The following is a 25,936-nucleotide window of genomic DNA, read 5'->3' as shown; positions in this document are numbered from 1 at the left end:
ATTATCTTTATAACTATTTTCTATGTACACAATTTTATCAATAAAATTATATAATACGATACCACCTTTGGCATATACCATTACTCCTCGATTTTTAGGTATTCGGTAATTGTTAAGCAAGAAGCAATAGAATAGAAATTAAGGGGTCAAGCTTTATTATCATAGATGACAGAACCAACAGCAACGAAAAAGGGGTATATATAAATTTTATCAATAGATGAACGAATATTCATATGATATTAATTACTCTTTAAAACCTAAACACAATTCGCAATGGCCCTCGTAAGCACATTTTCAAAATACTCAACGTTCACTTCAAGATCTCCATCATTATCAATATACTGGCTTGCTTCACAAGGTATTGAATAGTATTTTAAATTCAGATTTGTGCATAACCTAAAGTACAAGAAATTATCTGTATTCTTATTATGCATTTCTACTACAGTAGTTCCTGGGTAAGCAAAAAGTATATTAGTCAAATTAGCTCCGTGAGTGCTCACTATTAATTTAGAAGCAATTATCATTCGTACTTGGTCTTCAAATGGCATACCTTCGAAAGTAATAATTTCAAAATTATTACTTTTTAAAATAGGCAAAATATCATCTTCATTTAATAATCTGCGCACAGTTTGCTTAGAACGAGAAATATACAGTCTTTTGCTCTTATCACCTGCGGTAATAGACAGTGAACTTAGCAACTCCTGTCTCAAACGCCTTATCATAATCGAACTATGAAATTTTGGCGGAGAAGTATGCTGAACCAATATTAGATTTTTAAAATAAGTAACTTCTTGATTTTTAACAGGAATAAATTCTTCAAACCCAAGCAATGTAGTTGTCTTAAGAATGTATGCTGGTATCGGGTATGGTAAAAGTATTTTACATTTAGGAAAATTATCGCGAAGAAGCAACAATCTTGGCAAAGAATCGATAATCCAGTGATAATAATTAGCTGATGACCATTGGTCGAATATTAGTGCTACCTGCTCCTCATCTACAAATTTTTTCTTAGCAAACCACTGTTTGATGAGAATTGTATATTTAACATGATCAATTAACCACTCTTCAGGTAAACTAGGAATGAAGAATTTGAAATTTTTAAATACTATTCCGTCATTATATAAAAAAACATTATTTAAAACAAAAATTTTTGTTGATTTAATAATACTTCTTAATTTATAGTAAGGTTTTAAATTTTCGGGTAATTCATCATAATTTTCTGGCAAAGTATAGGCAAATGGACTTTCCGCACTTTTGATATCCCAGCTTTCGCTTTTTATCTGTTGCGGTATAAATTGAGAAACCCTATGTATAATGGATGACAAAGTGGGCATGTTTTGCGCAATTTATTACTAAGACAATCAAACAATACTCCTTGAATTCTAACTAACAAGCTACTTAATTAATAAGAAGCCGATAGCATCAATTAACTTCAATTAATTAGCGTGAATTATTTTTAAAATAAATTTAAGCAATATCAAATACTTTCAAGTATTATTGCTTGTCAAAACATCTATGCTAGCATGTGAATCACACGTGCTAGATTATCGCCAACTACTGAGTTTATAGATATGCATTTCTTAATCAATGCATTAGCACATACTATAGCATTAACACTGGTAATAACTTTTGAAATTATGTATGTTCCTTCTTCAATACTAACATTATACTCGATTATTACTAGTCCTTTTGTATACAGTGGGCGGCGCAAGGGCACAGCATTTAATGCAACATTAGAAATATTACTATTTTAATTGCCTGAGATATAAATTCCAATTACTAAAAGCACGTTATATCTTGTTTTAATAAATTAAAACAAGATATATAATAATTCAAGTTATACAAAATAACAAAAATTATTATAAAAGTAAATATGTTTATATATAAACATCTACTACGAATTAGTAAAATAATATTGGGCAGATGCAAAATTCTTAAAGTCCTTACCTATGCTGGTGAGTGAATATTTTTTTCATATTGAGCAAATACGCCTTATAATACGCGCTATCAATATGCGAATGGAATTTATGTATGCATCCATAACGTGTTGTCTGGACCATAGATTAGTCTGTGCTGCTAAATTTGCAGAAAATTATCATTTTCATAGTTCACTTCTAATTATACAGCATATGAAATATTTGTTTGATATCATAAGAAATAAACATCTAAGAGGGTTGCTCAAATGAAAATACGAGAGCAGTAGAAAAACGACTATTACTCTTGTCTTTTCTAATCAAGGTAATAACGGCTCATTATTGAGATGCTGCGCAATACGCTTGATACGCCCGCCTGTCATGGTTTCGAGGCCCGTATCAACAAGCGTAATGTTCCATGGCTCGGCGTAAGAGTCGTGTACCTGCAACTTATTTTCCTTCAAATTAATGGTCACATCGGATTTATGGAGGAAGTAATTAGCAAAATATTCCTTAATAACGTAGCCTTTGTAGCCCAGGCAGATGATAAAGTCATTGAAACCATGGGCGGAGTAGATTTTCATGATGTGCCATAAAATGGGCATATCACCAATCTCTACCATTGGTTTGGGTTTGAGGACAGTTTCTTCTGAGAGGCGGGTACCGAGCCCGCCCGCGAGAATGACGACTTTCACGAGGGTTTCTTAAGTAGGTTTTTTACTAAAAGCAGCGGTAATAGGAACAAAGGTAGCCATAATCTCAAGTCCGTTAGGGCATCTTACTAAATAGCGCTTTGCAAAAGCTGCTTCCATTCAGATACTCTTCTCCTTGTTTTTTACGCTTAGCAGCGCTGGGTAGCTTTTTGCAGACCCTGTTCAGCAGCATGAGCTAGCCTTTCAAATTCATAAAACTTAATACCTCATTAACAACTGGCAGTATTACAATCAGGCTAGTTTCGCGGACTCACTTTACCGAAAAAACAGCGAATGCATGCCGCTATTGTAGCAATGTTATCTTCTTGCATGCCAGGCCACAGGGGCAAACTGAGGCAGGTGGCCGCCAGTGCTTCGGCAATGGGCAGCGCACCGGCAGCTAATCCTAGCGTTGCGTAGGCGGGCTGCTGGTGCGGTGGCACTGGGTAGTGCACGAGCGTATTAATGCTGTTAGCTGCCAGATGATGTTGAAGGGCATCGCGCTGCGAGCAATGTACCACGTAAAGATGCCAGACTGGCTCAGCTCCCGGCGCTATTACTGGCAGGCGCAGGCCGGGCAAATCGGCCAGATAGTGGTTGTACCACGCCGCTAGCTGGCGGCGCTGTGCCATCCAGGCAGGCAGATAGCGTAGCTTGACGCGCAGTATGGCTGCCTGTAACTCGTCAAGGCGTGAATTATAGCCCAGCAGCTGATGATGATTTTTCTGGTCAGAGCCGTAGTTGCGCAGTTGCCGGAGGCGCAGGGCCAATGCCGTATCATTAGTAATAATGGCGCCGGCGTCACCTAAGGCACCCAGGTTTTTGGTAGGGTAAAAACTTGTGCCACTGGTTATTCCGAAACTGCCCGTCAGCTGCCCCTCAAACGTAGCTCCCTGGGCTTGGGCATTGTCCTCTACTACGGCTAGGTAGTAGCGCCGGGCTAGGGCCATGATTTCGGTCATGCGGCAGGGCTGGCCATATAAATGCACTGGCAGCACAGCGCGCGTGCGCGGCGTAATAGCGGCTTCCAGCCGGCTAGGGTCCAAATTGCTCGTGGCAGGGTCTGGCTCGACTGGCACGGGCGCTGCGCCAGTGTGCGAGACGGCCAGCCACGTGGCGATATACGTATTGGATGGCACCAGCACTTCGTCGCCCGGCCCAATGTCCAGAGCTCGCAGCGCCAGCGTCAGGGCTTCCAGCCCGTTGCCTACTCCTATCGTATGAGCTACTTGGTTGAAGGTGCTGTACTCCTGCTCAAATAAGGTGAGTTCCTCCCCTAATACATACCATTCGGCGTCGTACACGCGCGCCATAGTGGCCAGCATTTCGTCACGAACTGCTGCGTGCATGCCATGTACAGAGTAAAAGGGAATGGCCGGTGTAGGCATGCGGTCGGCGGGCAGGCTAAATAATAAGTTGCTGCTGGGCTTTACTACAAAAACGGCTGAGCCCGGGAAATTCCCATCAGCTCAGCCGTTTCCGCGATATTATTGGCAGTGATAATTTACTTTACGTGTTCCTTGAAGTATTCCAGCGTGCGGCGCAAGCCTTCGGCGCGGTCTACTTTCGGCTCCCAACCCAGAATTTCTTTGGCTTTCGTAATATCGGGCCGGCGCTTCATCGGGTCGTTTTCGGGCAGCGCCTGGTAGGTCGGCTTAAACTCAACCCCCGTTAGCTTGGCAATTTCCTCACCGAATTCTTTAATAGTAATCTCGGCTGGGTTGCCAATGTTTACCGGCAGGTGGTAATCGCTGAGCAACAGCCGATAAATACCATCTACCAAGTCATCGACGTAACAAAACGAGCGCGTTTGCGAGCCATCGCCAAATACCGTGAGGTTTTCGCCCCGCAAAGCCTGCGAGAGGAATGCTGGTAATACGCGGCCATCGTCAAGGCGCATGCGCGGGCCGTAGGTGTTGAAAATGCGGATGATGCGCGTTTCCAAACCGTGGTGGTTATGGTAAGCCATCGTAATAGCTTCCTGGAAGCGCTTGGCCTCATCGTAGCAGCCACGCGGCCCGACCGGGTTCACGTTGCCCCAGTACTCCTCTACCTGTGGATGAACCTCTGGGTCACCGTATACTTCCGACGTACTGGCAATTAGCATGCGAGCACCCTTTACACGAGCCAGACCCAGCAGGTTATGCGTACCGAGCGAACCCACCTTCAGGGTTTGAATGGGAATTTTGAGATAGTCAATCGGTGAGGCCGGCGAGGCGAAGTGCAGGATGTAGTCGAGCTTACCAGGCACGAACACAAACTTGCTGACGTCGTGGTGGTGAAACTCGAAGTCTTCCCGCTTAAACAGGTGCTCGATGTTGGCCAAGTTGCCCGTCACGAGGTTATCCATCGCAATCACGTGGTAACCTTCGGCCAAAAACCGGTCGCAGAGGTGAGAGCCTAAGAAGCCTGCGCCACCAGTAATGAGAATGCGCTTTTTTTCGGATTTATTATCCATGTAGCAATTTAATTATGAGTTCGCTAACTGATTTGGTTACGCTACTGGCTCAGCGTGCGTAGTGCGGATACCAATGCAATGGTAGGCAAATCCGGCTTCTTTCATCTCAGCCGGGTCATAGATATTGCGCCCATCGAAAATTACTTTTTGCTTGAGCAGGCGACCAACTACCTCAAAAGAAGGTGACCGAAATTCGGGCCATTCCGTCACTACCAGCAAAGCATCAGCATCCACTAGGGCTTCAAACTGGTCCTTCGCATAAGTAATAGTATCGTGCAGTGTGTGCTTGGCTTCAGCAATGGCCACCGGGTCGTAGGCCGACACTGTAGCGCCCTCGGCGAGCAGCTTTTCAATAATAACCAGCGAAGGGGCTTCGCGCATATCATCGGTTTTGGGCTTGAATGACAGGCCCCAAATAGCAAATTTTTTACCCTTTAGGTCGCCCCCAAAGTGTTTTTTTACCTTGCTGAACAAGACCTCCTTCTGGGCTTCATTCACGCCTTCCACTGCTTGCAGCACCTGCATCTGGTAGCCGTTTTCCTGAGCTGTTTTTATGAGTGCCTTCACATCCTTAGGAAAGCAAGAGCCGCCATAACCGATGCCGGGATAAATAAACTTGGTACCAATACGGGCGTCGGAACCGATACCCTGGCGCACTTTATTTACATCGGCCCCCATGATTTCGCACAGGTTAGCAATATCATTCATAAACGAAATTTTAGTCGCCAGCATGGAGTTAGCGGCGTATTTCGTCATTTCGGCCGACGGGATATCCATGAAGATAATCGGGTGGCCATTCAGTAGGAAGGGCTTGTAGAGACGGCGCATCATTTCCTCGGCCCGGTCGGAGCTAACGCCTACCACAATGCGGTCAGGCTTAAGGAAGTCATCGATAGCCGCGCCTTCCTTCAGAAACTCCGGATTAGATGCCACGTCAAATTCGACGCTGGCCCCACGCTTGGCCAAAGCACTTTCTAGCTCCGTCCGTACTTTGGCGGCAGTACCAACCGGTACCGTGCTTTTAGTCACGACAACGCAATAATTATCAACATTCTCGCCGATGCCACGCGCCACAGCGAGCACATATTTCAGGTCGGCTGAGCCATCCTCACCCGGAGGAGTACCTACCGCAATAAAGGCCACGTCAGCTCCCTTAATCGCTTCTCCAAGGTTAGTCGAAAAATGTAGCCGTTCTGCTTTCACGTTACGGCTTACCATTTCTTCCAGGCCAGGCTCGTAGATGGGCAAAATTCCATTGCGCAGGTTTGCAATTTTCTTCTCATCAATGTCAATGCAGGTTACATTGATGCCCACCTCGGCAAAGCAAGTTCCCGTTACCAATCCGACATAGCCGGTTCCTACAACTGCGATTTTCATTGAAAAAAAGAATGGTTAAATCAGAATTAAAACTCTTCAGCGGCAATGATAAAGCGCATTTGTGAGCTAAGTTTTGCTTAAAAATTATTAGCCTGGAGTTTTTAAGCCATGTAGTGTTTCCACCAATATTGAAACACTATCAGCGCCCAGATGCGCGCGTGGGCGTCACCAGGATTATTTGAGAAAAGCTGCTTTTTAAGCTTCTGCACAGCAGCCACCTCGAAAATACCTTGCCCTGCTACGAAATCATCGGCTAGCAGGTCCTGCTCGATGAGTGGGCGCAATTCGCCGCGCATCCACTTGAGCAGGGGCACTTCAAAGCCGTGCTTGGGGCGGTCGTAGAGCTCGGGCGGCAGCATGGGCCGGAAGGCATCCTGCACGATTTTCTTCTTCATCGTGCCATCAACTTTGCTGCTGACGGGCAGCGAGAAGGCAAAGTTGACTACTTTATAATCCAAGAATGGTGTTCTGACTTCCAACGAGTTAGCCATGCTCATTAGGTCCACCTTCGTGAGCATATCGTAGGGCAGTACCAACTGGGTATCCGTAAGCAGCACCTCATTAAGGTCGCCGTCGGCGTGGATATTCTCCAGAATGTCTTTGCGACGCTTGGCGGCGATTTTTTTATCCACCTTCCGGCGGCTGGCGGGGCTAAGCAGGTCGCTAGCCTCCTTTTCGGAAGCGAAGCTAGCCCAATCCCAATACCGGTCCTTGGGGCCGCTGAGCATACCGCGCGAGAAGCGCTGAAACTGCCGGATTTTGTTGCCAAAATATGAGTTGCGCGACTTGGGCAGAATATCCCAGAGCAGGTTCAGGCCCGTCACGGCTTCGGCCTTGAAGCCGCCCTGCCGCACCCGGAAGTCGCCCATGTGCTTGTTATAGCCGCCAAAAATCTCGTCGGCACCATCGCCGCTCAGCGCCACCGTCACGTGCTGGCGGGTGCGCTGGCTCAAGATGTGCACCGCCAGAGCCGAAGAGTCGGCAAACGGCTCGTCGAAGTAGTCGAGCATTTGAAAAATATGCTCGTACAAGTCATTGTTGCTCAGCGAGAACACCGTGTGATTAGTGTTATGCATCTTCGCTACCAAGTTGGCATACTTGGTTTCGTCGAAAAAAGGCTCGTCGCGGAAGCCGATACTGAACGTGTTGAGGTGCGGCGTATGGCGGGCAGCCAGCGCAGTTACTACGCTCGAATCGATGCCCCCGCTCAGAAAAGAGCCCAGCGGCACGTCGGCCACGAGGCGGCGCTCCACGGCCTCATCCATGAGCTGCACCAGCTTCAGCTGTTGCTCGTCGTAGGTAAGCTTGTTTTTAGCCACCTTCTTGGGGTCGTAAGGGACTTTATACCAACGCTTACGTACCACCTTATCACCCTGGATGAAGAGATAGTAGCCCGGCAGTATTTTCTTGACCCCTTTGAAGATGGTGGCTGGCCCCGGAATGTAGTTGAGCTGCAAATACTGGCTCAGCGCCACGTAGTCGAGCTTGCGCGGCACGCCCAAGGCTAGCAGCGATTTCAGCTCGGAGCCAAACAGCAGCTGGTCTTCGTCGCGGTACACGTGCAGCGGTTTCACGCCGTAGCGGTCGCGGGCAATGAGCAGCGAGTTTTCTTCCTTGTCGTAAATCGCGAAGCCGAAGAAGCCGTTCAGCTTCTTGATAAATCCCCGCCCCTCGCTGATATACAGGTTCAGAATAACCTCGGTATCGGTCTGCGAATGAAACTGATACCCTTTTTTAATCAGTTTTTCGCGCAGCTCCCGAAAGTTGAATATCTCCCCGTTAAAGACAATGGTATAGCGGCCCGAGGCGTCGGTCATCGGCTGGTTGCCATCGGCCGAAAGGTCAAGGATGGCTAGCCGACGAAAGCCCAGGCCGCACTGGTCATACACGAAATGACCTTGCGAATCGGGGCCCCGGCGCACAATGGCGTCGGTGGCCGCCTGCAAGCGGGTCAGGGCCAAGCGGCCGGAGTCGGAGAAGGCGTAAGCGCCGGTTATTCCACACATAGCTAGGCAGCAAAGATAGGGGCCAAGCTAGCCTCGCGGCTACGCTTGGGATTGGTAAGAACTCATCTCGCCATTCGCCGGGCGCAACCCCGGCCATGCTCTGCTAGTACACCCCAGCGGGGGCTGCTGGGCGGCCCTGTCTTTTTTTCGCTATATCTCCCCTATTATTCCGATGAGCTTACAACAGGATTTTGACGCTGCCGCACAGAAAGTCAATAACTTACCCGCCGACCAAGCTTCGCAGCACATGACCGAGCTATATGGCCTCTACAAGCAGGCAACCGAAGGCGACGTAAACATGAAGAGCGGTGAGGTAGATGCTACGGCGGCCGACCAGGCCAGCGGCCCGGCCGGCCTGTCGCAGGCGCAGTGGGACTCGTGGGATAAATACAAAGGCACTTCGACCGAAGACGCCAAGCGTCAATACGTGGCCAAAGTAGCGGAAATAACCGGCGCAAACGGCGCTGGCGGCACCGATGCCAGCGCCGTGCCTACCGACGCACTTACCAATGCTCCGCTAGCCCCGGATGGCCCACTACCCACCGGTATCGAAAACGAGACTACCGCGCCGCAGCCGGGCTTCGGCCCCGGCCAGAGCACGGGCGGCCTGCGCGGCGATATCACCGCCGGCGCGCCGTATGGCGGCGAAGACAAGCTAAAAGGCAATCAATAAATTGCCTTATAAGCTTTTGCGATAAATATTGTAGAGGATGCGGCGGTCCTGCTCCGAAAGCACGGGGCTGGTATCCGTCTGCACAAAGTGGCGCTTGAAAGCCTGGATGGCGGCCGGCAGGTCCTGCGTATCGTAGCCAATGATGCGCAGGGCCTCGCGGGGCGTGAGACCGGGCAGCGGTACCCCGAATGAGTCGGCCGTGAAGGGTGCGGCAGCGGTATCGGTCAGCACGCTGGCGTCGTACCAGAGGCCAAAGCCGCGTGTGGCCAGGCGCTGCCACGGAAAAAGGATGCTAGGGTCGTTTTTGCGCACCGGCGCAATGTCGCCGTGCCCGATAAAATTAGCAGCCGGGATATTATAAGTACGTTTCAGGCTAGCCAGTACTTTCAGCAGGCTAGCCAGCTGGGCTTCCTGAAAAGGCTCAATGCCATCGTTATCCAACTCAATTCCAATCGAAACCGAATTGATATCGGTGATGCCACCCCAGCGGGCCACGCCACCGTGCCAGGCCCGCAGGTAGTCGTTGAGCATGTGGAACACCTGCCCATCGCGCCCGATGACATAATGCGCGCTCACTTGCGTTTTAACGAGCGTGAACGTCTTGAGAGTCTGCTCGGTGCTGTGCTGCGCCGTGTGGTGAATGATGACGTAGTTGGGCTTGCGCAGGTTAAAATTGACGGTGCCGGCCCAGTAGGGCGTGGCGGGCAGGCTATCGGCGGGCGGCTGGGCAGGCTGGGTGCGCAATTGGCGGACCAGCGTTTTTACTTGCTGGCGATATATCTTATTGGTTGCTGCGTAGGGGTTTCGCACGCAGGCGGCAGCTAGCGCAGCTAATGCCAGCATACTAAGGTAAATGGGCCGTGAGGAGCTAATTGGGCGACAAAAATTATTTTTCATAAAGCACAGGCAAAAGTAAAGCCCCGTTAGCAGCTGCTAACGGGGCTTTACTTATCCTTGCTGAGCAAGTACTTATTTAGCGTAGGCTACCGAGCGCATTTCGCGGATAACCGTGACCTTAATCTGCCCCGGGTACTGCATTTCCTTCTCAATTTTCTGCGAAATCTCGAAGCTTAGCTCGCCGGCGCGGTCATCGCTCACGTTTTCGGCGTCCACAATCACGCGCAGCTCGCGGCCGGCCTGTATGGCGTAGGTCTGGTTGACGCCTTTGAACGAGCTAGCGGTTTCCTCCAGCTGCTTGAGGCGCTTGATGTAGCTCTCCATCATTTCGCGCCGGGCGCCGGGGCGCGAGCCCGAAATGGCGTCGCAAGCCTGCACGATGGGCGAAATGAGCGCCGTCATCTCGATTTCGTCGTGGTGGGCGCCGATGGCGTTCACCACGTCGGGGTGCTCCTTGTACTTCTTGGCCATCTCCATGCCCAGAATGGCGTGGGGCAGCTCGGGCTCCTCGGTGGTTACCTTGCCAATGTCGTGGAGCAGGCCGGCGCGGCGGGCGTGCTTCACGTTGAGGCCCAGCTCGGCGGCCATTGTGGCGCAGAGATTGGCTACTTCGCGGCTGTGCTGGAGCAAATTCTGGCCGTAGCTGGAGCGGAAGCGCATGCGGCCTACCATCCGAATCAGCTCGGGGTGCAGGCCGTGAATGCCGAGGTCGATAACCGTGCGCTCGCCGATTTCAATGATTTCCTCCTCGATTTTTTTGGTGGTCTTAGCCACAATTTCCTCCACCCTAGCCGGGTGAATGCGGCCGTCCTTCACCAGCAGGTGCAGCGAGAGGCGGGCAATTTCGCGGCGCACCGGGTCGAAGCCCGAGATGATGATAGCCTCGGGCGTGTCGTCTACGATGACTTCGACGCCCGTAGCCGCTTCGAGCGCCCGAATGTTGCGGCCCTCGCGGCCGATAATTTTACCCTTCACATCGTCGCTTTCGATGTTAAACACCGACACGCAGTTCTCGATGGCGTGCTCCGAAGCGGTGCGCTGAATGGTTTCGAGCACTACCTTCTTGGCATCCTTAGTGGCCGTGAGCTTGGCCTGCGCCACGGTATCCTTGATGTAGGAGCTAGCCTGAAGCTGCGCCTCGTTCTTCAAGCTTTCCACCAATTGCTCGCGGGCTTCGGCGGCGGTGAGGCCGGCTACTTTTTCGAGTTGGCTCTGTACTTCGTGGATTTGGGCCTCGGCCTGCTGCTGTTTAGCCTGCAGGTCGGCTAGCGTAGTTTCGTGCTTTTGCTGGCGCTTTTCTTCTTGCTGCTCCAGGCGCTCGCGCTGCTGCTGGGCCTGGGTTTCCAGTTTTTCGCGGGTGGCTTCCAGTTCTTTCTCCTTGTGTTGCAGGGCTTCGAGCTGGCGCTGCGTAGTATCAGTGAGGTGTTTGATGCTCTGCTCCTGGGCTAATACACCCTGGCGGCGCTCGGTCAGCTCTTGGTCGAGGGCGGCCTTGAGGCGCTGGCTTTCGGTGTCAAACTCGCGCCGCTGGCGCTTCTGCTCCTGCTCGTACTCGTTTTTGAGGTTGCGAAACTTGTCTTTCGACTGCTGAATGCGCTCGTCGCGGGTGCGGTTGGCCTGGGTTTCGGCTTCTTCGAGTAGCTGCTGGGCTTTGGCCCTAGCTTCGCCTTCGTGGTCTTGCCGGGCTTTGCCGGCTAGCTGCCGGCCCACCAGCACGCCCACCACGAGGGCGACGATGGCAGCAACCGCGCAATATAAAATTAGTTGAGACATGGAGTTATGGAAGTGAAGTGAATCAAAACCATAGCCACGGCAAAAACCCGGAACCGGAACACTCGCGAAGGCCGCTCGCCTTCGGTGCGCCCGGCCGGGCCAACGAATCAGTCACGGGTGCTACCCGGCGGCCCGCTAGGCCGCCAGCACCACGCCAGTCAGCAGCTCGTCGAGGCGCGCCAGGCGCTCGGTGAGGGCTGCATCGGTTCCATCCTTTTCTTTGCTGACTTTCAAGGAGTCAGCCATTGTGGCGAGGGCTACCATCGCCAGCAGGTCCTGTTTGTCCTGAATGCCGTACTGCTCCCGAAACTCGCGCAGCTTTTCGCTGAGCTGCCGGCCGGCCAGGCGCAGGCGCTCCTCGTCGGCCACGGCTACCCGCATGGGATAATCGCGCTCGGCAATGCGAATTTTGATAGCTAAGTCGTTCATTTAGAGAGCAAGATACGTATTCATATGAGAAGGGGCATTATTCCCTCAAATAAGCAAGGCACTTATCTAGTTCGCGGATGTATTCGTTGAGGCGTTGTTTCAGCTCGTTGGCCTGGGTGGGTTCCCCGCCGGCTATAGTCTGGACAAGTTTAACAATGTTTTCCTGGTTTTGGTACTCGCGCAGCTGTTTTTCTCGCTCACGCTCGTCGGCCCGCAGGTGTTCAATCGTGGTGTGGGCATCGGCTAGCTCCTCGCGCAGCTGCTGATAGGCAGCCACTAAGGTGGTTACCTGCCGCTCCAGGCGGTCGAGCTGAGCAAGTTGTTGAGACGAAGCCACAATAAAAGATGATTTAGCCCGCGAAGGTAGGGCGGGAACGCATGCCGACCCAACCGGCTGCAAAAAAGCCCGCCGAAGCGGCGGGCTTTCCGGGCAAAATTCATTCCACGCCGTTATTCGCCGCGCTTCTTCTTGGTTTTAACCTTGCCGCCGTCGGGCGTTTCGGTCTTGGTTTTGCCATCGGGCAGGGCCGGCAGGGCGGGGCTAGCCGCACCAGTTACCGGAGCAGCGGGCACCGCCGAAGCCACTATGGGCTGGCCATTCAGGTCCAACTCCTGCACGTCGTAGCCGAGCTGCGAGAGGCCGGGGAAGGCCTTGGCGCGGTCGCCCACCACCACAATATACATCTTGTCGGCGGGCAGGTATTTCTGGGCCGAGGCCTGCACGTCTTCTTTCTTCAGCGCCTTCAGAATGCTGGCCTGCTGGTTTACGTAGTCGGGCTGTAAATTATACTCGACGAGGCGCGACAGGAAGCTGGCTTTTTGCTGGCCGGTTTCGTAGCGCAGGGCGTCGCTCTGGCCCACCGAGGCTTGCAGAAAGGCCAGCTCTTCATCCGAAATACCATTGCGGTAGTTCGTGATTTCGCTCATAAACTCCTTTACCGAAGCAGCGGTGGCATCGGCGCGCACGCCAGCCTGGGCCGTGTAGGGACCAGCGTAGCGACTAGCCCGGTAGCCCGAGTTGGCGCCGTAGGTGTAGCCCTTGTTCTCGCGCAGGTTCAGGTTGATGCGCGAGTTGAAGGCCCCGCCGAGCAGGTAGTTCGAGAGGTAGGCGCGGTAATAGTCGCCGGTGGCGTCGTAGGCGAGCGGCGTGAGGTAGCCCACCCGGATTTCCGACTGCGCCGCGCCGGGCTTGTCGATAAAGTAAATCTTGGTTTTATCGGGCGGCGCGGGCGTGCTGGCTACGGGCAGCGTCACGGGCTTGGCCGCCCAGCTTTTGAGGAAACCCAGGCCCGGCTCCACGGCCGCCTGGGCCTGGTCGCTCACCACGGTGAGGAAGCTCACGCTGGGTGAGTAGTACTGCTGGTAAAACTGCTTTACGTCGTCGAGGGAAATGCCCGTGACGCTAGCGGTGGTGCCGCTCACCGGCACGCCCATGATGTCGCTTGGGCCGTAGAGCAGGCGCGCATAGGCATTGTTGGCGATGGTAACGGGCTGGGTCACTTGGTTGGCAATACCTTGCAAGGTCTGCTTTTTCACCCGGTCGAAGTCGGCCGCGTCGAAGCGCGGATGCAGCAGGCGCTGGTCGAGCAGGGCGAGCGTGGCAGGCAGGTTCTTGGTCAGGCTCTGCACATATACCATTGTGTTGTCGTCGCCGGCAAACACCTGCACGATGCTGCCCAGGCGGTCGAGGGCGGCGGCAAACTCCTCGCCGGTGTATTTCGCCGAGCCTTCGTTCAGCATCTGGGCCGTGAGCGAGGCTAGCCCGGCTTTACCGGCGTTGGCCTGCTCCAGGCGGTGGCCACCTTCGATGGTGAGCAGCATGGTGGTAGTAGGCAGCTCGGTGTTTTTGGTGCCGATGAGCTTGAGGCCATTGCCAAATTTATCCTGCCAGATGGCCGGCACCTTTACTACCGGGTTAGCACCTGGCTTGGGCTGCTGCGAGCGGTCGAAGGTGTCGGTGGCTTTTACGTATTTCAGGCCCTCGTAGCCGTAGTTAGGGGCTACGTAGCCGGCGCTTGAAGCCGTATAGTTATCCTTAGCAGCTACCTCGTCGGCTTTGCCCTTGGGCACTACGCTCAAAATGACGGCGTGCTTGCCCTGGATATATTTGTTGAATACGCGCTGCACATCGGCCTTGGTGAGGCTGCGCAGTTCCTTAAGGTCGAGGGGTAGGCGGTTAGGATTATTGAAAAAGGTCTGATTAGCAGCCAGCTGGCTCACTTTGCCGCTCACGCTGCTCAGGCTGTTGATGAGCTGGGCCTCGGTGCTGGCTTTGTAGCGGGCCACCTGCTCGTCGCTGATGCCGGTTTTCGCCACTTCGGCCAGCGTCTTGCGCATAATGGCCTCGGTGCTATCGAGGCGCGTAGTGGGCACGTTGAGCGCAATCATGGCAAACTCACCGGCCAGCTCCGAGTTACGCTGGTAGGCCTGAGCCTGCACCGCTTTCTGGGGCTTTACCAGGTTTTTATAAAGCAGCGACGTTTTGCCGCCCCCAATAATGTCGGCCAGCGCATCCAGCGCTGCCTCGTCGGGGTGGCCGTGGGGCACGGTCGGAAACACCAGTTGCAGCATCGGGAAGCGCACATTGTCCTCGTAGCTCACGTAGCGGTCGGCGGTGAGTACGGGCTCGGGCAGCTTCTGTACCGGCACGGCCGGGCCGCGCTTGATGGGGCCAAAATACTTCTCGGCATACTTCAGCACCTGGGCTGCCGTCACATCGCCGCCCACCGTCAGGGTGGCGTTGTTGGGGCCGTACCAGCGCAGGAAGAAGTTTTTCAGGTCGTCAACGTTCGAGTTATCAAGGTCTTTGAGGTACCCGATAGTCAGCCACGAATACGGGTGGCCATACGGGTACAGCGTCTTCGACACGTACTCGCTGGCTAGCCCGTAGGGGCGGTTGTCGTAGTTCTGGCCGCGCTCGTTTTTTACGGTCGAGCGCTGAATTTCAAATTTTTTCTGGCTCACCGCATCCAGCAAGAAGCCCATGCGGTCGGCTTCGAGCCACAGGGCCGTTTCGAGCTGGTTGCTCGGCACGGTTTCGTAGTAGTTGGTGCGGTCCTGGTTGGTCGAGCCGTTGAGCGTGCCGCCGGCGGCCGTCACCAGCTTAAAGTGCTGCTGGTCGCCGACGTGGTCGGAGCCCTGAAACATCATATGCTCGAAAAAGTGGGCAAAGCCCGACTTGCCAATCTGCTCGCGGGCCGAGCCCACGTGGTAGGTCACATCCACGTGCACCAGCGGGTCGGAATGGTCCTCGGCCACGATGACAGTGAGGCCGTTAGGCAGCACATACTTTTCGTAGGGAATGACCAGCTCGCCGGGCTTGGCAGTCACTTTCTCGACGAGGCGGGCGCCGCCAATTTTAGCCGTCGGAACGGCCTTTGCGGAGGCAGGTTTGGTGGTGGCAGGCTTTTTCTGGGCAGCCGCGGGGGCCGCTACCACGGCCAAGCTAAGCAGCAAGGGGTAGGCAAAATGTGCTTTCATAACAGAAAAAAAGATGAGAAGGCCAGCCCGACTTACAAAGGATTACCTTTCTCAGTCCGACTGGCCTGCAATGTTACTCGCCGCTCCGCATTCGGCATTACACCAAAGCTTCGTTTTCTATACTTATTTCCGAATTAAAGCGCCGGCCTGCTTTTCGAACTGCTGAATGAGCCGCTGCATCACCTGGTCGATGGCCTGGTCGGTGAGCGTCTGGCTAGGGTCTTGCAGCAGGAAGCTGACCGAGTACGACTTCTTGCCCGCTTCGAGGCGGTCGCCCTCGTACACGTCGAACACGTTGAGGCCTTGCAGCAATTTTTTCTCGGTTCGCTGCGCAATGGTGCGCAACTGCTCGAAAGTCACCCCCTTATCAACGACTAATGACAGGTCGCGGCGCACCTCGGGAAACTTGGGCAGCTCGCGGGCCACGAGGCTGGCCTTGTACTTTTTGAGCAGCCAGTCCCAGTCCAGCTCGGCATACCACACCGGCTGGCTCACGTCGAGGCGCTTGAGCACCTGCGGCGCCACGGCGCCCACGTTGCCCACTGGCTGGTTTTGCACCAGCAGGGCTAGCCCGCCGGCCAGGTAGGGGTGCTGCGTAGGCTGCGGCGCGGGCTGGGCGTGGCCCAGCGCGGCCAGCACCTGCTGCACCGCCCCGGCCGCATCGTGGAAGGCGGCTTTCTGGCTAGGGTGCTGCCAGGTTTCGGCCGTGGCCGCGCCCGTCAGCCAGAGGCCGAGTACCGTCTTTTCCTGGTACTTGCCGGCGGCGGTGCGCTGGTAGGTGCGGCCAAACTCGTAGAGCTTGAGGTCGCGCTGGCGGCGGTTGAGGTTGTGGCGCACCACCTCCAGGCCCGAATGCAGCAGCGCGGGACGCATTACGTTCAGGTCCTGGCTGTTGTAATTAAGAATGCGGACCAGGCTTTCAACCGGCACGTCGGCTTTCTCGAAGTACTGCGAGTTGGTGAGCGAGTTGGTGATGATTTCCGAAAAGCCCTGGCCGCTGAGCAGGCTAGCCACCTTCTGGCGCACTACCTCGGGGTCGGGGTTGGGGAAGGGCGACAGGAAGGAGGCCGCGTTGTGGGGCCGCAGCGCCACGTTGTTGAAGCCGTAGATGCGCAGAATCTCCTCAATCACGTCGGCCTCGCGGGTCACGTCTACTTTATAGGGCGGCACGGCCAGCAGCCACTCGTTGCCCGCCACGTGCTCAATCTGGATACCCAGACCCGTCAGGATTTCGCGGATGCGCGCCTCCCCTACCTCCTGGCCAATGAGCCTAGCCACGCGGTCGAGGCGCAGGCGCACTTGGTTGTTAGGGATGAGGTGCGGAAACTCATCCACGACCGGCGCGGCGATGCGGGCGCCGGCCACCTCTTGCAGCAGCAGCGCGGCGCGGCGCAGCGCCGTGGGCACCATGTAGGGGTCGGTGCCGCGCTCGTAGCGAAACGAGGCATCGGTTTTGAGGCCGTGGGCCTGGCTGGTGCGGCGCACCACGGCCGGCGCGAAGTAGGCGCTTTCGAGGAATACGCGGGTAGTCGCGTCGCGCACGCCCGAGGTTTTGCCACCGAATACGCCGGCTAGGGCCATTGGCGCGCCGTGGGCGTCGGCAATCACGAGGTCGTCGGCCAGCAGGGTGCGCTCCGTGCCGTCGAGGGTCACGAATTTCTCGCCCGCGGCGGCGCGCTTCACCCGGATGGCGGCGCCCGTAATCTGGTCGGCATCGAAGGCGTGCAGGGGCTGGCCCAGCTCGTGCAGCACGAAGTTGGTGACGTCCACCACGTTATTTATCGGCGAGAGGCCGATGCTGCGCAGGCGGCGCTGGAGCCACTCGGGCGACGGGCCCATCTGCACGTTATCAAGCAGCAACCCGGCGTAGCGCGGGCAGGCCTGGTCGTCCTCAATTGTGACTCCGATATTCTCGCCGCTGGCGGGCGCGGCGAAGGCACTCACGTCGGGCAGGTGCGCGGGCTGGCCCAGCAGGGCGCGCAGCTCGCGGGCCACCCCGTAGTGCGAGGCCGCGTCGGCGCGGTTGGGCGTGAGGCCGATTTCGATAATCGTATCCGAGCTCAGCCCGAAGTATTCGGCGGCGGGCGTGCCGTCGGGCAGGTCGGTATCGAGCACCAGAATGCCGGCGTGCGAAGTGCCCAGGCCGATTTCATCCTCGGCGCAAATCATGCCCTCGGAGGCCGCGCCGCGGATTTTCGACTTCTTAATTTTGAATGGCTCGCCCTGGCTAGGGTGCAGCGTGGCGCCTTCCAGGGCCACCACCACGCGCTGGCCGGCGGCCACATTAGGGGCGCCGCACACAATCTGGCGCGGGGTTTCGTCGCCCACGCTCACGGTGGTAAGGCTGAGCTTGTCGGCGTCGGGGTGGCGCTCGCAGGTGCGCACGGTGCCCAGCACCACACCGCGCAGGCCACCCGGAATGCTTTCCAACTCTTCCAGGCTCTCGACTTCGAGGCCCGAGCCGGTGAGCAGAGCGGCCACCTGGTCGGCGGGCAGCGTGGTGGGGAAGAGGGTCTTGAGCCAGTCGAAGGAGATAGTCATGTGCAAAAAGCGCGGGCATTCTTGGGGCCGGGCGCGTGTTGCAAAGGTACCGGCTGTTTACAAGTAGTTCGGTTATTTACCGAACTCGCACACACATTTCCCGGCTAGCCCCTGCTACTTATTTACTCTGGAGTTAGCTGCTCGCCGGCCAGTACCGGCACCGTGAGGCGATTGTCGGCGGGAGGCTTAGGGCAGCTATAGTCGTGGTTATAAGCGCAAAACGGGCTATAGGCGGCGTTGAAATCAAGGGTAATTGCACTTGCTTCGGGTGCGGGCACCGGCAGGTCGAGGTAGCGGCCGCCACCGTAGGTCTGCCGGCCATTGGTGGGGTCGGTAAAGGGCAGAAATAGCTCCCTGGTTTCGCCCTGCTTTTGCAAGAGAATCAGCTTCTGGGGCTGGCCATCCAGCTCAAACTCGGCCGTGCCCCAGCGCACATAGGCATCGGCCGCGCCGCCGGTGAGGGCTAGCGGCAGCGGGGCCAAGCCGGCAGCCCGAGTGAGGCGCGCCACCACGCGGTAGGCTGCATTGGGCTTATAGTAGCGCAGGCCGCCAAAGGCCGCCCGCTGCGCCACCGGAATAGGCGAGGTTGCGGCCGTGCGAAACGCCGCGTTTTTCTGCGCGCGGGCCTGCTGCACCTGGGCGGCGTAGGCACTATCGGTTTTGGCTAGAGGGCTAGCGATGGGTTGGCTTCCCGAAAAATTGTAGATAAGCAGGCCCACCACGGCCAGCAGGCCAGCAAGCAGAAGAATTTTACGCATAGCAGTAGCGCGAACTTGGTAGTTCGCGACCCCAAACGATATGGCGGGCGCGGGGTCGCGAACCACAAAGTTCGCGCTACTTATAGCAAGCCCTCATCGGCAAAGCTGAAGTAGCCGCTATCGGTATAGATGAGGTGGTCGAGGATGGGCAGGTCGAGAAAATTGCCGGCTTCTTTCAGCTTTTTGGTCAGGCTGATATCGGCTCCGCTGGGCTGGCGGTTGCCGCTCGGGTGGTTGTGCACCAGGATGAGGCTGCTGGCCAGGTTTTCGAGCGCCTGCTTGAAAATCATTTTGGGGTCGGCCACGGTGCCGGCCACGCCGCCGCTGCTGATTTTTTCCTGGCGCATCACCACGTTGGCGCGGTTGAGCAGAATAACCCAGAATTCCTCGTGCGGCAGGTCTTGCAGCGCCGGTCGCACCAGCTGGTAGATGTCGCGCGAGCAGGTGATGGCCACGCGCCGGCCCGCGCCGGCCTCCTTGCGGCGGCGGCCCAGCTCCAAGGCGGCCACCACCGCAATGGCCTTGGCCGGCCCCACGCCGGGGTGGCGGCACAGCTGCTTGATACTGAGGCGCGCCAACTCATTCAAATCATTATCAACGGCTTGCAGCATGAGCATGCCCACATCGACGGCCGTAAGTTTGGTGGTGCCCGAGCCAAGTAATATGGCCAGCAATTCGGCGTCGGAAAGGGCGGCGCGGCCCTTCTGCATCATTTTTTCGCGGGGGCGGTCTTCCTCGGCCCAACTCTTGATGCCGAAGCTGGCCGGCGTGGTATACGGCGCGGTGGGCAGCTGGTCGTCGTCGAAATCTTGAGCTGAAAGCGGCTGGTCGGGAAGCATACGGGCGCTAAACTATAGCCGCAATGTAAAATAAAAATCCCGCTCCCCCGTCAGCCCCAGCGGGGGCGGGGTCTCTCAACCAAAACCCGCGCCCGGCCGTTTGGCTCATCGTATGCGAAACCGACTTGTTTTCTGGGGAATATTCCTGCTTATTCTCGTGGCCGAGGCCTACGGCTACGTGGCCGTGCGCACGGCCCTGGCCCCGGGCACGGCCGCCAGCCGGCGGGGCTTCGCCGCTAGCTATTGGGCACTCACGCTGGGGCTATGGGCGCTGTGCTTCTGGGCCGCCTCTACCCGCCACGATGGCAACGTGGCGCTAAAAAGCTACCTGCTGGCCGCGCCCCTGCTGCTGCTGGCGGCCAAGCTAGTTATCATTTTTCCGCTTTTGCTCGAAGACCTCACCCGGCTGGGGCGCTGGGCGGCGCGGGGCGGCGCTAGCCCCGCGACCGGCGCCCCTGGAACCCCGGCCATCTCGCGCAGCCAGTTTATCAGCCGGCTGGCGCTGGGGCTGGGAGCGGTGCCGCTGCTCGCCCTCATCTGGGGCATGGTGAAGGGCAAAACCGACTACACCGTGCGCCGCGTGGTGCTGCGCTACCCCAACTTGCCGGCTAGCTTCGAGGGGTTTAAAATTTTGCAAATCTCCGACTTGCATACCGGCTCGTTCAACGGCAACCAGGAGCCGATGCGCCGGGCGGTGCGCATCATCAACGCCCAGAACGCCGACCTTATCGTGATGACCGGTGACCTTGTGAACGACCGCGCCACCGAGGTCGAGCCGCACATCGAGGCGCTGGCGGGCATCAGGTCGGACCTGCCGATTTTCTCCATCCTCGGCAACCACGACTACGGCGACTACGTGCAGTGGGAAAGCCCGGAGGCCAAGCGCGCAAACCTGCAGCGGCTAGCCCGCAACCACGCCAAAATCGGCTGGCGGCTGCTGCTCGATGAATGCCACACCATCCGGCGCGGGGCCGATGAGCTGGCGGTGCTGGGGGTGCAAAACTGGAGCGCCCACCCCAACTTTCCCAAGCACGGTAACCTGGCGCAGGCGCACGCTGGCAGCGGCCAGGCGCCGTTTAAGCTGCTGCTCTCGCACGACCCGTCGCACTGGGAAGCGCAGGTGCTCGGCTATAAAGACATCGACCTCACGCTCAGCGGCCACACCCACGGCATGCAGTTTGGAGTCAATTTGCCCGGCTTCAAGTGGAGCCCAGTGCAGTACTCCTATCCGCAGTGGGCCGGCATTTATGAGCAGGGCGCCCAAAAGCTTTACGTGAACGTGGGGCTGGGTTACCTGGGCTTTCCGGGCCGGATGGGCTTTTTGCCCGAAATAACGCTGCTCGAGCTGCGGCGGGCCTAGCCAGCGGCCGCGCGCTGAAGGTCAGGGGCTAGCGGTAACCCCCGACGGGGCAATTTCGTTAAAGCGCGGAACCAAAACACCCGTTCTCTTCAAATTTCCCCATCTTCCCATGAAAAATGCCTTGTTGCTGCTGGCCAGCGCCGCAGCTTTCTCGCTGGGTTCGTGCTCATCGAACTCGACTTCTACCACGACTACTACCGGCACGCCGTCGGACTCGACGGCTACTACCACTACCACCAGCACGGCTTCGACCGGCCCGATGACGGACGAAGCTTACCATGCGCGGGGCAACCGCATGGCCGACCGCTTTGCGACGAAAATGAAAATCAAAGACGCCGCTACCCGCGAAAAGCTGCGCCAGGCTTATTACGAGCGCTCGAAGCGCTACGACGCCCTGATGGCTAAGTATAAGGCCGATACGACTGGCTTCGGCGCCGCCCGCCGCCAGTATTATGCCGATACCGATAAGGAATTCCAGACTATCCTGGTAGTACCCGAGCAGTATCAGGCCTATCAGTCGTCGCGCCCGGAATACGATGAGGCTAACAACCTCGATACCAGCGGCCAGACGGCCGCCTCGTCGAGCGCCACCATGCCGTCAGATAGCAGCTCGTCGGCGATGAGCAGCTCGACTACTACCGAAACTACCACCACGACCACCACCGACGACAACTCGATGGGCAGCGGCGCGGCCGTAGCCAAGGGCAAGTCGAAAATGACCGATGGCTCGAAGGTAAAAGTAAAAAATGACGGCACCGTAAAAGTGAAGGATGCCGCCGGCAATAAAGCTAAAATGTAAGCCCCCGGGCGGCGAAAGCGGCTTGTTAGTCTGCAAAAAACCCGCGTCTGCAACGGCGCGGGTTTTTTTTGGCTCATTTGGTGGCAGCTTTGCAGGAAAGTTGCGTTAAAAGATTCGTGTTTTTGCTGGCCGCCCCCCTTTTTCTTAAGCGCAGGTTACTAGCTATCAGCCTGCTGCTTATTACCTCCCTGGCCGCCACCAGGGTGCAGGCCCAGGCGGGTAGCCCCACGCCCACCGTGCGCGTGAGTGGCCGGGTTTCGGCCGCCGAGAATAAGCAGGCGATTCCGGGGGCCACGGTGCAAATTCAGCGCACGCGCCGGGGCGTGGCGGCCGACGGTGCAGGCGACTTTTTTATTGTGGCGCTACCCACCGATACGGTATTGTTTCGGGCCGTGGGCTACAAGCCGCACCGGCTGGTGCTGGGCGGCACCACGCTTTCGCAGCTGGTGGTGCAGGTGAAGCTGGTGCGCGATTCCATCCAGCTTGGCGAGGTGCGCGTGACGGCCGACCGCCCCGACCGCGCCATTATCAACCGGGCGCTACGCAACATGAAGCGCCCCACCCCGCCAGTAGTCAAAATTCCCAAGAAGGGCCCCAAGCCCAAGCCGCTGTTTGCCGTCGATTCGACCGCGCCCCGGCCCGAGGCACCCACCATCAGCGGCTCCAACGTAGACTGGCTCTACGACCAGTTTTCGCGCCAGGGCAAAGAGCGCCGCAAGATGGAGCAGGTCAAAGCCCGCGACGCGGCCGAAGCCGCCGCCAAGAAGCGGGCCGAGTATAACAAGGCCTTCCGCGACAACCGGGGCTATGAGTAAAATTTACTTTAGAATAAGAAACGAAGAATTATTGCCGAGGCGATTCGCCCTTCCTATTCCAAAGTAAAACGCACGGCTCCCTTCTGGCGTAAGCCCAGAAGATGAAAATCGGATATCCCTGCGTGAATGAGACGCTGCCGTGCAGCGCGGCCGGCACCTTTCGGCTAGCCTCCTACTCGGCCGAGCGCCTGGTACCCACGGTGGCCGCCAACCTGGCCTGCCTCCAGCAAATCCTGGAGTGGAATGTGGCGCACGGGCTGCTTTTTTTTCGCATGGGCTCGGGCATTGTGCCGTTTGGCTCGCACGAAATCAATACATTTCCGTGGCAGGCGCATTTTAAGACTGAGTTTCGGGCCATCGGCGACTACGTGCGGCAGCACGACCTGCGCATCTCGTTTCATCCCGACCAGTTTGTGGTGTTGAACTCGCCCGACCCGGCCATTGTGCAGCGCAGCATTGCCGAGCTCGTATACCAGGGCTCGATGCTCGACTTGATGGAGCTGGACTCGACGGCCAAGCTGCAAATTCACGCCGGCGGCGCCTACGGCGATAAAGGCGCGGCGCTGGCCCGCTGGGTCGATACCTTCCACACCATGCTGCCCGAGGCGGTAAAGGCCCGGTTGGTGGTTGAAAACGACGACCGCCTCTACAGCCTGCGCGAGTGCCTGAGCCTGCACGACGAAACGGGCGTGCCTATTCTGTTCGATAACTTTCACCACGAGTGCCTCAACCACGGCGAACCCATGCGGCTAGCCTTGCGCCTGGCCGCCGCTACCTGGCACCCCACCCGCGACGGCGTGCTGATGATGGACTACAGCTCGCAGGCGCCCGGCGAGCGCCGCGGCAAGCACACCGCTACCCTGGTGCCCGAGCTTTTTCAAGCCTTCCTGATTGACCTCGACGGCCTGGAAACAGACATGATGCTTGAAATCAAAGACAAAGAGGCTAGCGCCGTGCGGGCGCTGCAACTGGCGCGTCAGGCGGGTCTGGTGCCAGCGGCGCCGGCCGGCTATACGCCGCCGGTTTTTGCGCCACGCGCGGCGCCGGCGCCACCCAAGCCGCGTGCTTCTAAGGCCAAGGCTTGATTTATTTCCGTTTCGCTTACCCCCATTTCCCTTTTTATCGATGAATGACCTTCTGCACGCAACCCTATCCGGGCTGCAAAATGGCCTGACCAGCTTACCGCTAGGCTCGGCAATGGATAATACCGAAACCTGGCAGCAGCAATTTTTGCAAAGCGGCCTGCCTGAACTGCAAGACATTGCCCGCGAAATGGGCAACTTGCAATCGCTGCTCAGCAGCGGTAGCCTCAGTGCCACGGCCGTCGGCCACTCGCTTAATATGCTCGGCGACCAGACCAGCCAGGTAAGCCACCACGCGCCCGCCGACCTCAAGGCCGACCTGCTCAAGCTGGCCGATACGCTACGCCGCCACGGCCACGACTTGCTGGCCCACGCTGCTGGCTAGCCCATAGGCCTGATACAACGAAAAAGGTGGGGCGGGCTTTTTGAGAAAGCCCGCCCCACCTTTTTCGTTGTATCAGGGTTGGTAGCATTAAGCCGGCCGGAAAAATCAGGGCTGACTAGTCCCGCCCATTGGCTGCGGGCTGCGGCGCTGATTGATGTTGCTCGAACTGGAGCTGCGGTTCGGTACTACATCGCTCGACTGCCGCCGCTGCTGCTGCGGAATAAGTCCCTGCTCACGCACGTCAGGCAGCGTCGTGGGCGACTGCTCGGGGGTGCCCGCTACTGGGGCAGTGCCTACCGGCGGGCGGCTAGGCTGGGCGTCGTAGCTGGTAGTGGTGCGCTGCACCTGCGAAGGCCCCTGAATGGTGCTCTGGTTCAGGGCCGGGTTTACCGGGGGCACCACCGTTTGGTTTTGCGAGCCGCCGCGCATGGGCGCCGTGGCATCGAAGGGCACAGTCTGGGCGTGCGCCGTAGCCACAGCACACACACTGAAAAATAGAAGGTAAAGGCGTTTCATGGCGCAGACGCGTTAAACTGAAATACTGAAAAAAGCTGGTCAGCCCAACGGACCAACCAGCTTTGCTTCATACGATGGATATAGCTTAGTAGCTACTACATCGTCGTTTTGGTGGTGCCGTTGGTCGACTTCGACTTCATTTTCGAGCCTTTGTTCATGCGGCGGTTGCTGCGCATGGTGGCACGGTCAGTACCCATTGTACCGTTGTTCATGCTGCTTCGGTCGGCACCCATTGTACCGTTGTTCATGGTGCCCGAGCTGGGCGTCTGGTTCATCGTGCCCGAGGTGGTAGTACCCGTGGTGGGGGTAGTCTGGGCAAAAGCGGCGTTGGCACTCAGCGCGAAGGCAGCAGCGAGGAAAAGGAAGGTGGATTTCATGACTTTCAGGAAGGAAGTTGAGGAAAATAATAGCTAATCAGCTGCGACTTTTACGTGTCCTACCACCATGATTGTTACCTGATTACCAGACATTTTCCTTCAATCACCTGATAAGCCCGGCACTGCTGGTGCAGCCACTAACTCATTCCTACGCACTTATCCCCAGAAATAAATACTCTCTATTTTTTAAGCGCATTAGCATTTTTAAGCGCATTAGCAGCCGGCCGGCGAAAAGCGCCGCTACTGCAACCCGGCGGGGCCACGCTAGGCTCAGAATAAAATATTTCGTAGTTTTTATTAAAAGACTTTTATTGTTCACGATTTAGGAGGTTTTTTGCTGCGCTAAATTTTACAGCTCAGAAACTGCTTGGGAAACACCTACTTTCACGCTGCATTTATTGCCCTTTTATGGCCCTGACACTACCGTTGGCTAATAAGTTGCTACTTGCCGTTGCTGCCCGGGAAGGTATAATGGCCCTCGCCTTGCCAGCGGCAGGGTACACTCCGGTTTTGCCGGCTTATTCTGTCCGGCGCGGCCTGCTACCCGGGGCCGTCTAGCAGCCACATTTTCGCCTTCTTTTATAATCAATAATTTGCCTTATCACTGATTAGTGATTGCGCTACTGGCATTCTGGCGCTTAAGCTGCGCTAGCCACCAGCTCGGCGGCCGTTTGCTTACTTGCTTCTACGCTTTGATTCTCTGCCACTCCTCTCTTCGTCTATGCTCACAAGCTTACTTTCTCGGGCGGGAATACTGCCAGGGCTT

21 protein-coding genes and 1 pseudogene are annotated in these 25,936 nt (G+C 56.3%); 6 read left to right on the top strand and 16 right to left on the bottom strand.

Annotated elements, in window-relative coordinates; genetic code table 11:
* Nucleotides 1–257: 257 nt before the first annotated feature.
* The 6 genes and pseudogenes from GKZ68_RS01905 to asnB all read right to left on the bottom strand — a co-directional run bounded on the left by GKZ68_RS01905 (nt 258) and on the right by asnB (nt 8,446).
* On the bottom strand, nt 258–1,334 hold the full coding sequence (locus tag GKZ68_RS01905) for a DUF563 domain-containing protein (protein ID WP_173110199.1): 1,077 nt from the start codon (nt 1,332–1,334) through the stop codon (nt 258–260).
* A gap of 914 nt (nt 1,335–2,248) precedes the next feature.
* Nucleotides 2,249–2,608, bottom strand: a pseudogene (locus GKZ68_RS01900) (sugar phosphate nucleotidyltransferase); the annotation flags it as partial.
* A 254-nt stretch (nt 2,609–2,862) separates the two neighbouring features.
* Complete coding sequence (locus GKZ68_RS01895; RefSeq protein WP_302052003.1) at nt 2,863–3,930, bottom strand: DegT/DnrJ/EryC1/StrS aminotransferase family protein; 1,068 nt, start codon at nt 3,928–3,930, stop codon at nt 2,863–2,865.
* Between the two features lie 179 nt (nt 3,931–4,109).
* Nucleotides 4,110–5,063, bottom strand: coding sequence for a UDP-glucuronic acid decarboxylase family protein (locus GKZ68_RS01890; protein WP_173110195.1), 954 nt, complete (start codon nt 5,061–5,063; stop codon nt 4,110–4,112).
* 36 nt (nt 5,064–5,099) lie between these two features.
* Nucleotides 5,100–6,440: a UDP-glucose/GDP-mannose dehydrogenase family protein gene (locus GKZ68_RS01885; protein WP_173110193.1), complete on the bottom strand. Its 1,341-nt coding sequence runs from the start codon at nt 6,438–6,440 to the stop codon at nt 5,100–5,102.
* A 101-nt stretch (nt 6,441–6,541) separates the two neighbouring features.
* The gene (gene asnB, locus GKZ68_RS01880) at nt 6,542–8,446 is read right to left on the bottom strand and encodes an asparagine synthase (glutamine-hydrolyzing) (protein ID WP_173110191.1); all 1,905 of its coding nucleotides are present in this window, start codon (nt 8,444–8,446) and stop codon (nt 6,542–6,544) included.
* A gap of 172 nt (nt 8,447–8,618) precedes the next feature.
* Here asnB and GKZ68_RS01875 point away from each other — a divergent pair, with 172 nt between their 5' ends.
* Complete coding sequence (locus tag GKZ68_RS01875) at nt 8,619–9,119, top strand: acyl-CoA-binding protein (protein WP_173110189.1); 501 nt, start codon at nt 8,619–8,621, stop codon at nt 9,117–9,119.
* Nucleotides 9,120–9,125: 6 nt separating this feature from the next.
* Here the strand turns inward: GKZ68_RS01875 and GKZ68_RS01870 are convergent, their stop codons facing one another.
* The 8 genes from GKZ68_RS01870 to radC form a co-directional block, all read right to left on the bottom strand.
* Nucleotides 9,126–9,962 carry an N-acetylmuramoyl-L-alanine amidase gene (locus tag GKZ68_RS01870; RefSeq protein ID WP_173110187.1) on the bottom strand — a complete coding sequence of 279 codons (837 nt, stop codon included), beginning with the start codon at nt 9,960–9,962 and terminating at the stop codon, nt 9,126–9,128.
* Between the two features lie 126 nt (nt 9,963–10,088).
* On the bottom strand, nt 10,089–11,789 hold the full coding sequence (rny, locus tag GKZ68_RS01865) for a ribonuclease Y (protein ID WP_173110185.1): 1,701 nt from the start codon (nt 11,787–11,789) through the stop codon (nt 10,089–10,091).
* Nucleotides 11,790–11,924: 135 nt separating this feature from the next.
* Nucleotides 11,925–12,218 (bottom strand): cell division protein ZapA, encoded by a 294-nt coding sequence (locus GKZ68_RS01860; protein WP_151087641.1) that lies wholly within the window; start codon nt 12,216–12,218, stop codon nt 11,925–11,927.
* Nucleotides 12,219–12,255: 37 nt separating this feature from the next.
* Nucleotides 12,256–12,555 carry a hypothetical protein gene (locus GKZ68_RS01855; RefSeq protein WP_151087640.1) on the bottom strand — a complete coding sequence of 100 codons (300 nt, stop codon included), beginning with the start codon at nt 12,553–12,555 and terminating at the stop codon, nt 12,256–12,258.
* Nucleotides 12,556–12,668: 113 nt separating this feature from the next.
* Nucleotides 12,669–15,698, bottom strand: coding sequence for a pitrilysin family protein (locus GKZ68_RS01850; RefSeq protein ID WP_173110183.1), 3,030 nt, complete (start codon nt 15,696–15,698; stop codon nt 12,669–12,671).
* Between the two features lie 123 nt (nt 15,699–15,821).
* Nucleotides 15,822–18,239 carry a phenylalanine--tRNA ligase subunit beta gene (pheT, locus tag GKZ68_RS01845; RefSeq protein WP_173110181.1) on the bottom strand — a complete coding sequence of 806 codons (2,418 nt, stop codon included), beginning with the start codon at nt 18,237–18,239 and terminating at the stop codon, nt 15,822–15,824.
* Between the two features lie 122 nt (nt 18,240–18,361).
* Entirely contained in the window at nt 18,362–18,997 is a 636-nt protein-coding gene (locus tag GKZ68_RS01840; RefSeq protein ID WP_173110179.1) for a DUF1684 domain-containing protein, read from the bottom strand.
* Between the two features lie 80 nt (nt 18,998–19,077).
* Nucleotides 19,078–19,836: a DNA repair protein RadC gene (radC, locus tag GKZ68_RS01835; RefSeq protein WP_173110177.1), complete on the bottom strand. Its 759-nt coding sequence runs from the start codon at nt 19,834–19,836 to the stop codon at nt 19,078–19,080.
* A 112-nt stretch (nt 19,837–19,948) separates the two neighbouring features.
* Between radC and GKZ68_RS01830 the strand changes: the two genes are divergently transcribed.
* From GKZ68_RS01830 to GKZ68_RS01810, 5 genes are all read left to right on the top strand, one after another.
* Nucleotides 19,949–21,196, top strand: a complete 1,248-nt coding sequence (locus GKZ68_RS01830; RefSeq protein ID WP_173110175.1) for a metallophosphoesterase — start codon at nt 19,949–19,951, stop codon at nt 21,194–21,196.
* A gap of 109 nt (nt 21,197–21,305) precedes the next feature.
* Nucleotides 21,306–21,995: a hypothetical protein gene (locus GKZ68_RS01825; protein WP_173110173.1), complete on the top strand. Its 690-nt coding sequence runs from the start codon at nt 21,306–21,308 to the stop codon at nt 21,993–21,995.
* 122 nt (nt 21,996–22,117) lie between these two features.
* On the top strand, nt 22,118–22,810 hold the full coding sequence (locus GKZ68_RS01820; RefSeq protein ID WP_173110171.1) for a carboxypeptidase-like regulatory domain-containing protein: 693 nt from the start codon (nt 22,118–22,120) through the stop codon (nt 22,808–22,810).
* Nucleotides 22,811–22,911: 101 nt separating this feature from the next.
* On the top strand, nt 22,912–23,895 hold the full coding sequence (uvsE, locus tag GKZ68_RS01815; RefSeq protein ID WP_173110169.1) for a UV DNA damage repair endonuclease UvsE: 984 nt from the start codon (nt 22,912–22,914) through the stop codon (nt 23,893–23,895).
* Nucleotides 23,896–23,935: 40 nt separating this feature from the next.
* A complete protein-coding gene (locus tag GKZ68_RS01810; protein WP_173110167.1) occupies nt 23,936–24,277 on the top strand; it encodes a hypothetical protein in 342 nt (113 codons plus the stop codon).
* A gap of 105 nt (nt 24,278–24,382) precedes the next feature.
* On the opposite strand, the gene GKZ68_RS01805 is transcribed toward GKZ68_RS01810, so the two are convergent.
* The gene (locus GKZ68_RS01805; RefSeq protein WP_173110165.1) at nt 24,383–24,754 is read right to left on the bottom strand and encodes a hypothetical protein; all 372 of its coding nucleotides are present in this window, start codon (nt 24,752–24,754) and stop codon (nt 24,383–24,385) included.
* Between the two features lie 134 nt (nt 24,755–24,888).
* Entirely contained in the window at nt 24,889–25,170 is a 282-nt protein-coding gene (locus GKZ68_RS01800; protein ID WP_173110163.1) for a hypothetical protein, read from the bottom strand.
* Nucleotides 25,171–25,936 lie beyond the last annotated feature (766 nt).

The organism is Hymenobacter sp. BRD128 (assembly GCF_013256625.1).
Taxonomy (GTDB): domain Bacteria; phylum Bacteroidota; class Bacteroidia; order Cytophagales; family Hymenobacteraceae; genus Hymenobacter.
This window is presented reverse-complemented; position numbering and strand designations above follow the sequence as displayed.

Coding starts and splice junctions, on each gene's coding strand:
- GKZ68_RS01905 (WP_173110199.1), bottom strand. CDS start 1,334: ATGCCCACTTTGTCATCCATTATACATAGGGTTTCTCAATTTATACCG.
- GKZ68_RS01895 (WP_302052003.1), bottom strand. CDS start 3,930: ATGCTGGCCACTATGGCGCGCGTGTACGACGCCGAATGGTATGTATTA.
- GKZ68_RS01890 (WP_173110195.1), bottom strand. CDS start 5,063: ATGGATAATAAATCCGAAAAAAAGCGCATTCTCATTACTGGTGGCGCA.
- GKZ68_RS01885 (WP_173110193.1), bottom strand. CDS start 6,440: ATGAAAATCGCAGTTGTAGGAACCGGCTATGTCGGATTGGTAACGGGA.
- asnB (WP_173110191.1), bottom strand. CDS start 8,446: ATGTGTGGAATAACCGGCGCTTACGCCTTCTCCGACTCCGGCCGCTTG.
- GKZ68_RS01875 (WP_173110189.1), top strand. CDS start 8,619: ATGAGCTTACAACAGGATTTTGACGCTGCCGCACAGAAAGTCAATAAC.
- GKZ68_RS01870 (WP_173110187.1), bottom strand. CDS start 9,962: ATGCTGGCATTAGCTGCGCTAGCTGCCGCCTGCGTGCGAAACCCCTAC.
- rny (WP_173110185.1), bottom strand. CDS start 11,789: ATGTCTCAACTAATTTTATATTGCGCGGTTGCTGCCATCGTCGCCCTC.
- GKZ68_RS01860 (WP_151087641.1), bottom strand. CDS start 12,218: ATGAACGACTTAGCTATCAAAATTCGCATTGCCGAGCGCGATTATCCC.
- GKZ68_RS01850 (WP_173110183.1), bottom strand. CDS start 15,698: ATGAAAGCACATTTTGCCTACCCCTTGCTGCTTAGCTTGGCCGTGGTA.
- pheT (WP_173110181.1), bottom strand. CDS start 18,239: ATGACTATCTCCTTCGACTGGCTCAAGACCCTCTTCCCCACCACGCTG.
- GKZ68_RS01840 (WP_173110179.1), bottom strand. CDS start 18,997: ATGCGTAAAATTCTTCTGCTTGCTGGCCTGCTGGCCGTGGTGGGCCTG.
- radC (WP_173110177.1), bottom strand. CDS start 19,836: ATGCTTCCCGACCAGCCGCTTTCAGCTCAAGATTTCGACGACGACCAG.
- GKZ68_RS01830 (WP_173110175.1), top strand. CDS start 19,949: ATGCGAAACCGACTTGTTTTCTGGGGAATATTCCTGCTTATTCTCGTG.
- GKZ68_RS01825 (WP_173110173.1), top strand. CDS start 21,306: ATGAAAAATGCCTTGTTGCTGCTGGCCAGCGCCGCAGCTTTCTCGCTG.
- uvsE (WP_173110169.1), top strand. CDS start 22,912: ATGAAAATCGGATATCCCTGCGTGAATGAGACGCTGCCGTGCAGCGCG.
- GKZ68_RS01810 (WP_173110167.1), top strand. CDS start 23,936: ATGAATGACCTTCTGCACGCAACCCTATCCGGGCTGCAAAATGGCCTG.
- GKZ68_RS01800 (WP_173110163.1), bottom strand. CDS start 25,170: ATGAAATCCACCTTCCTTTTCCTCGCTGCTGCCTTCGCGCTGAGTGCC.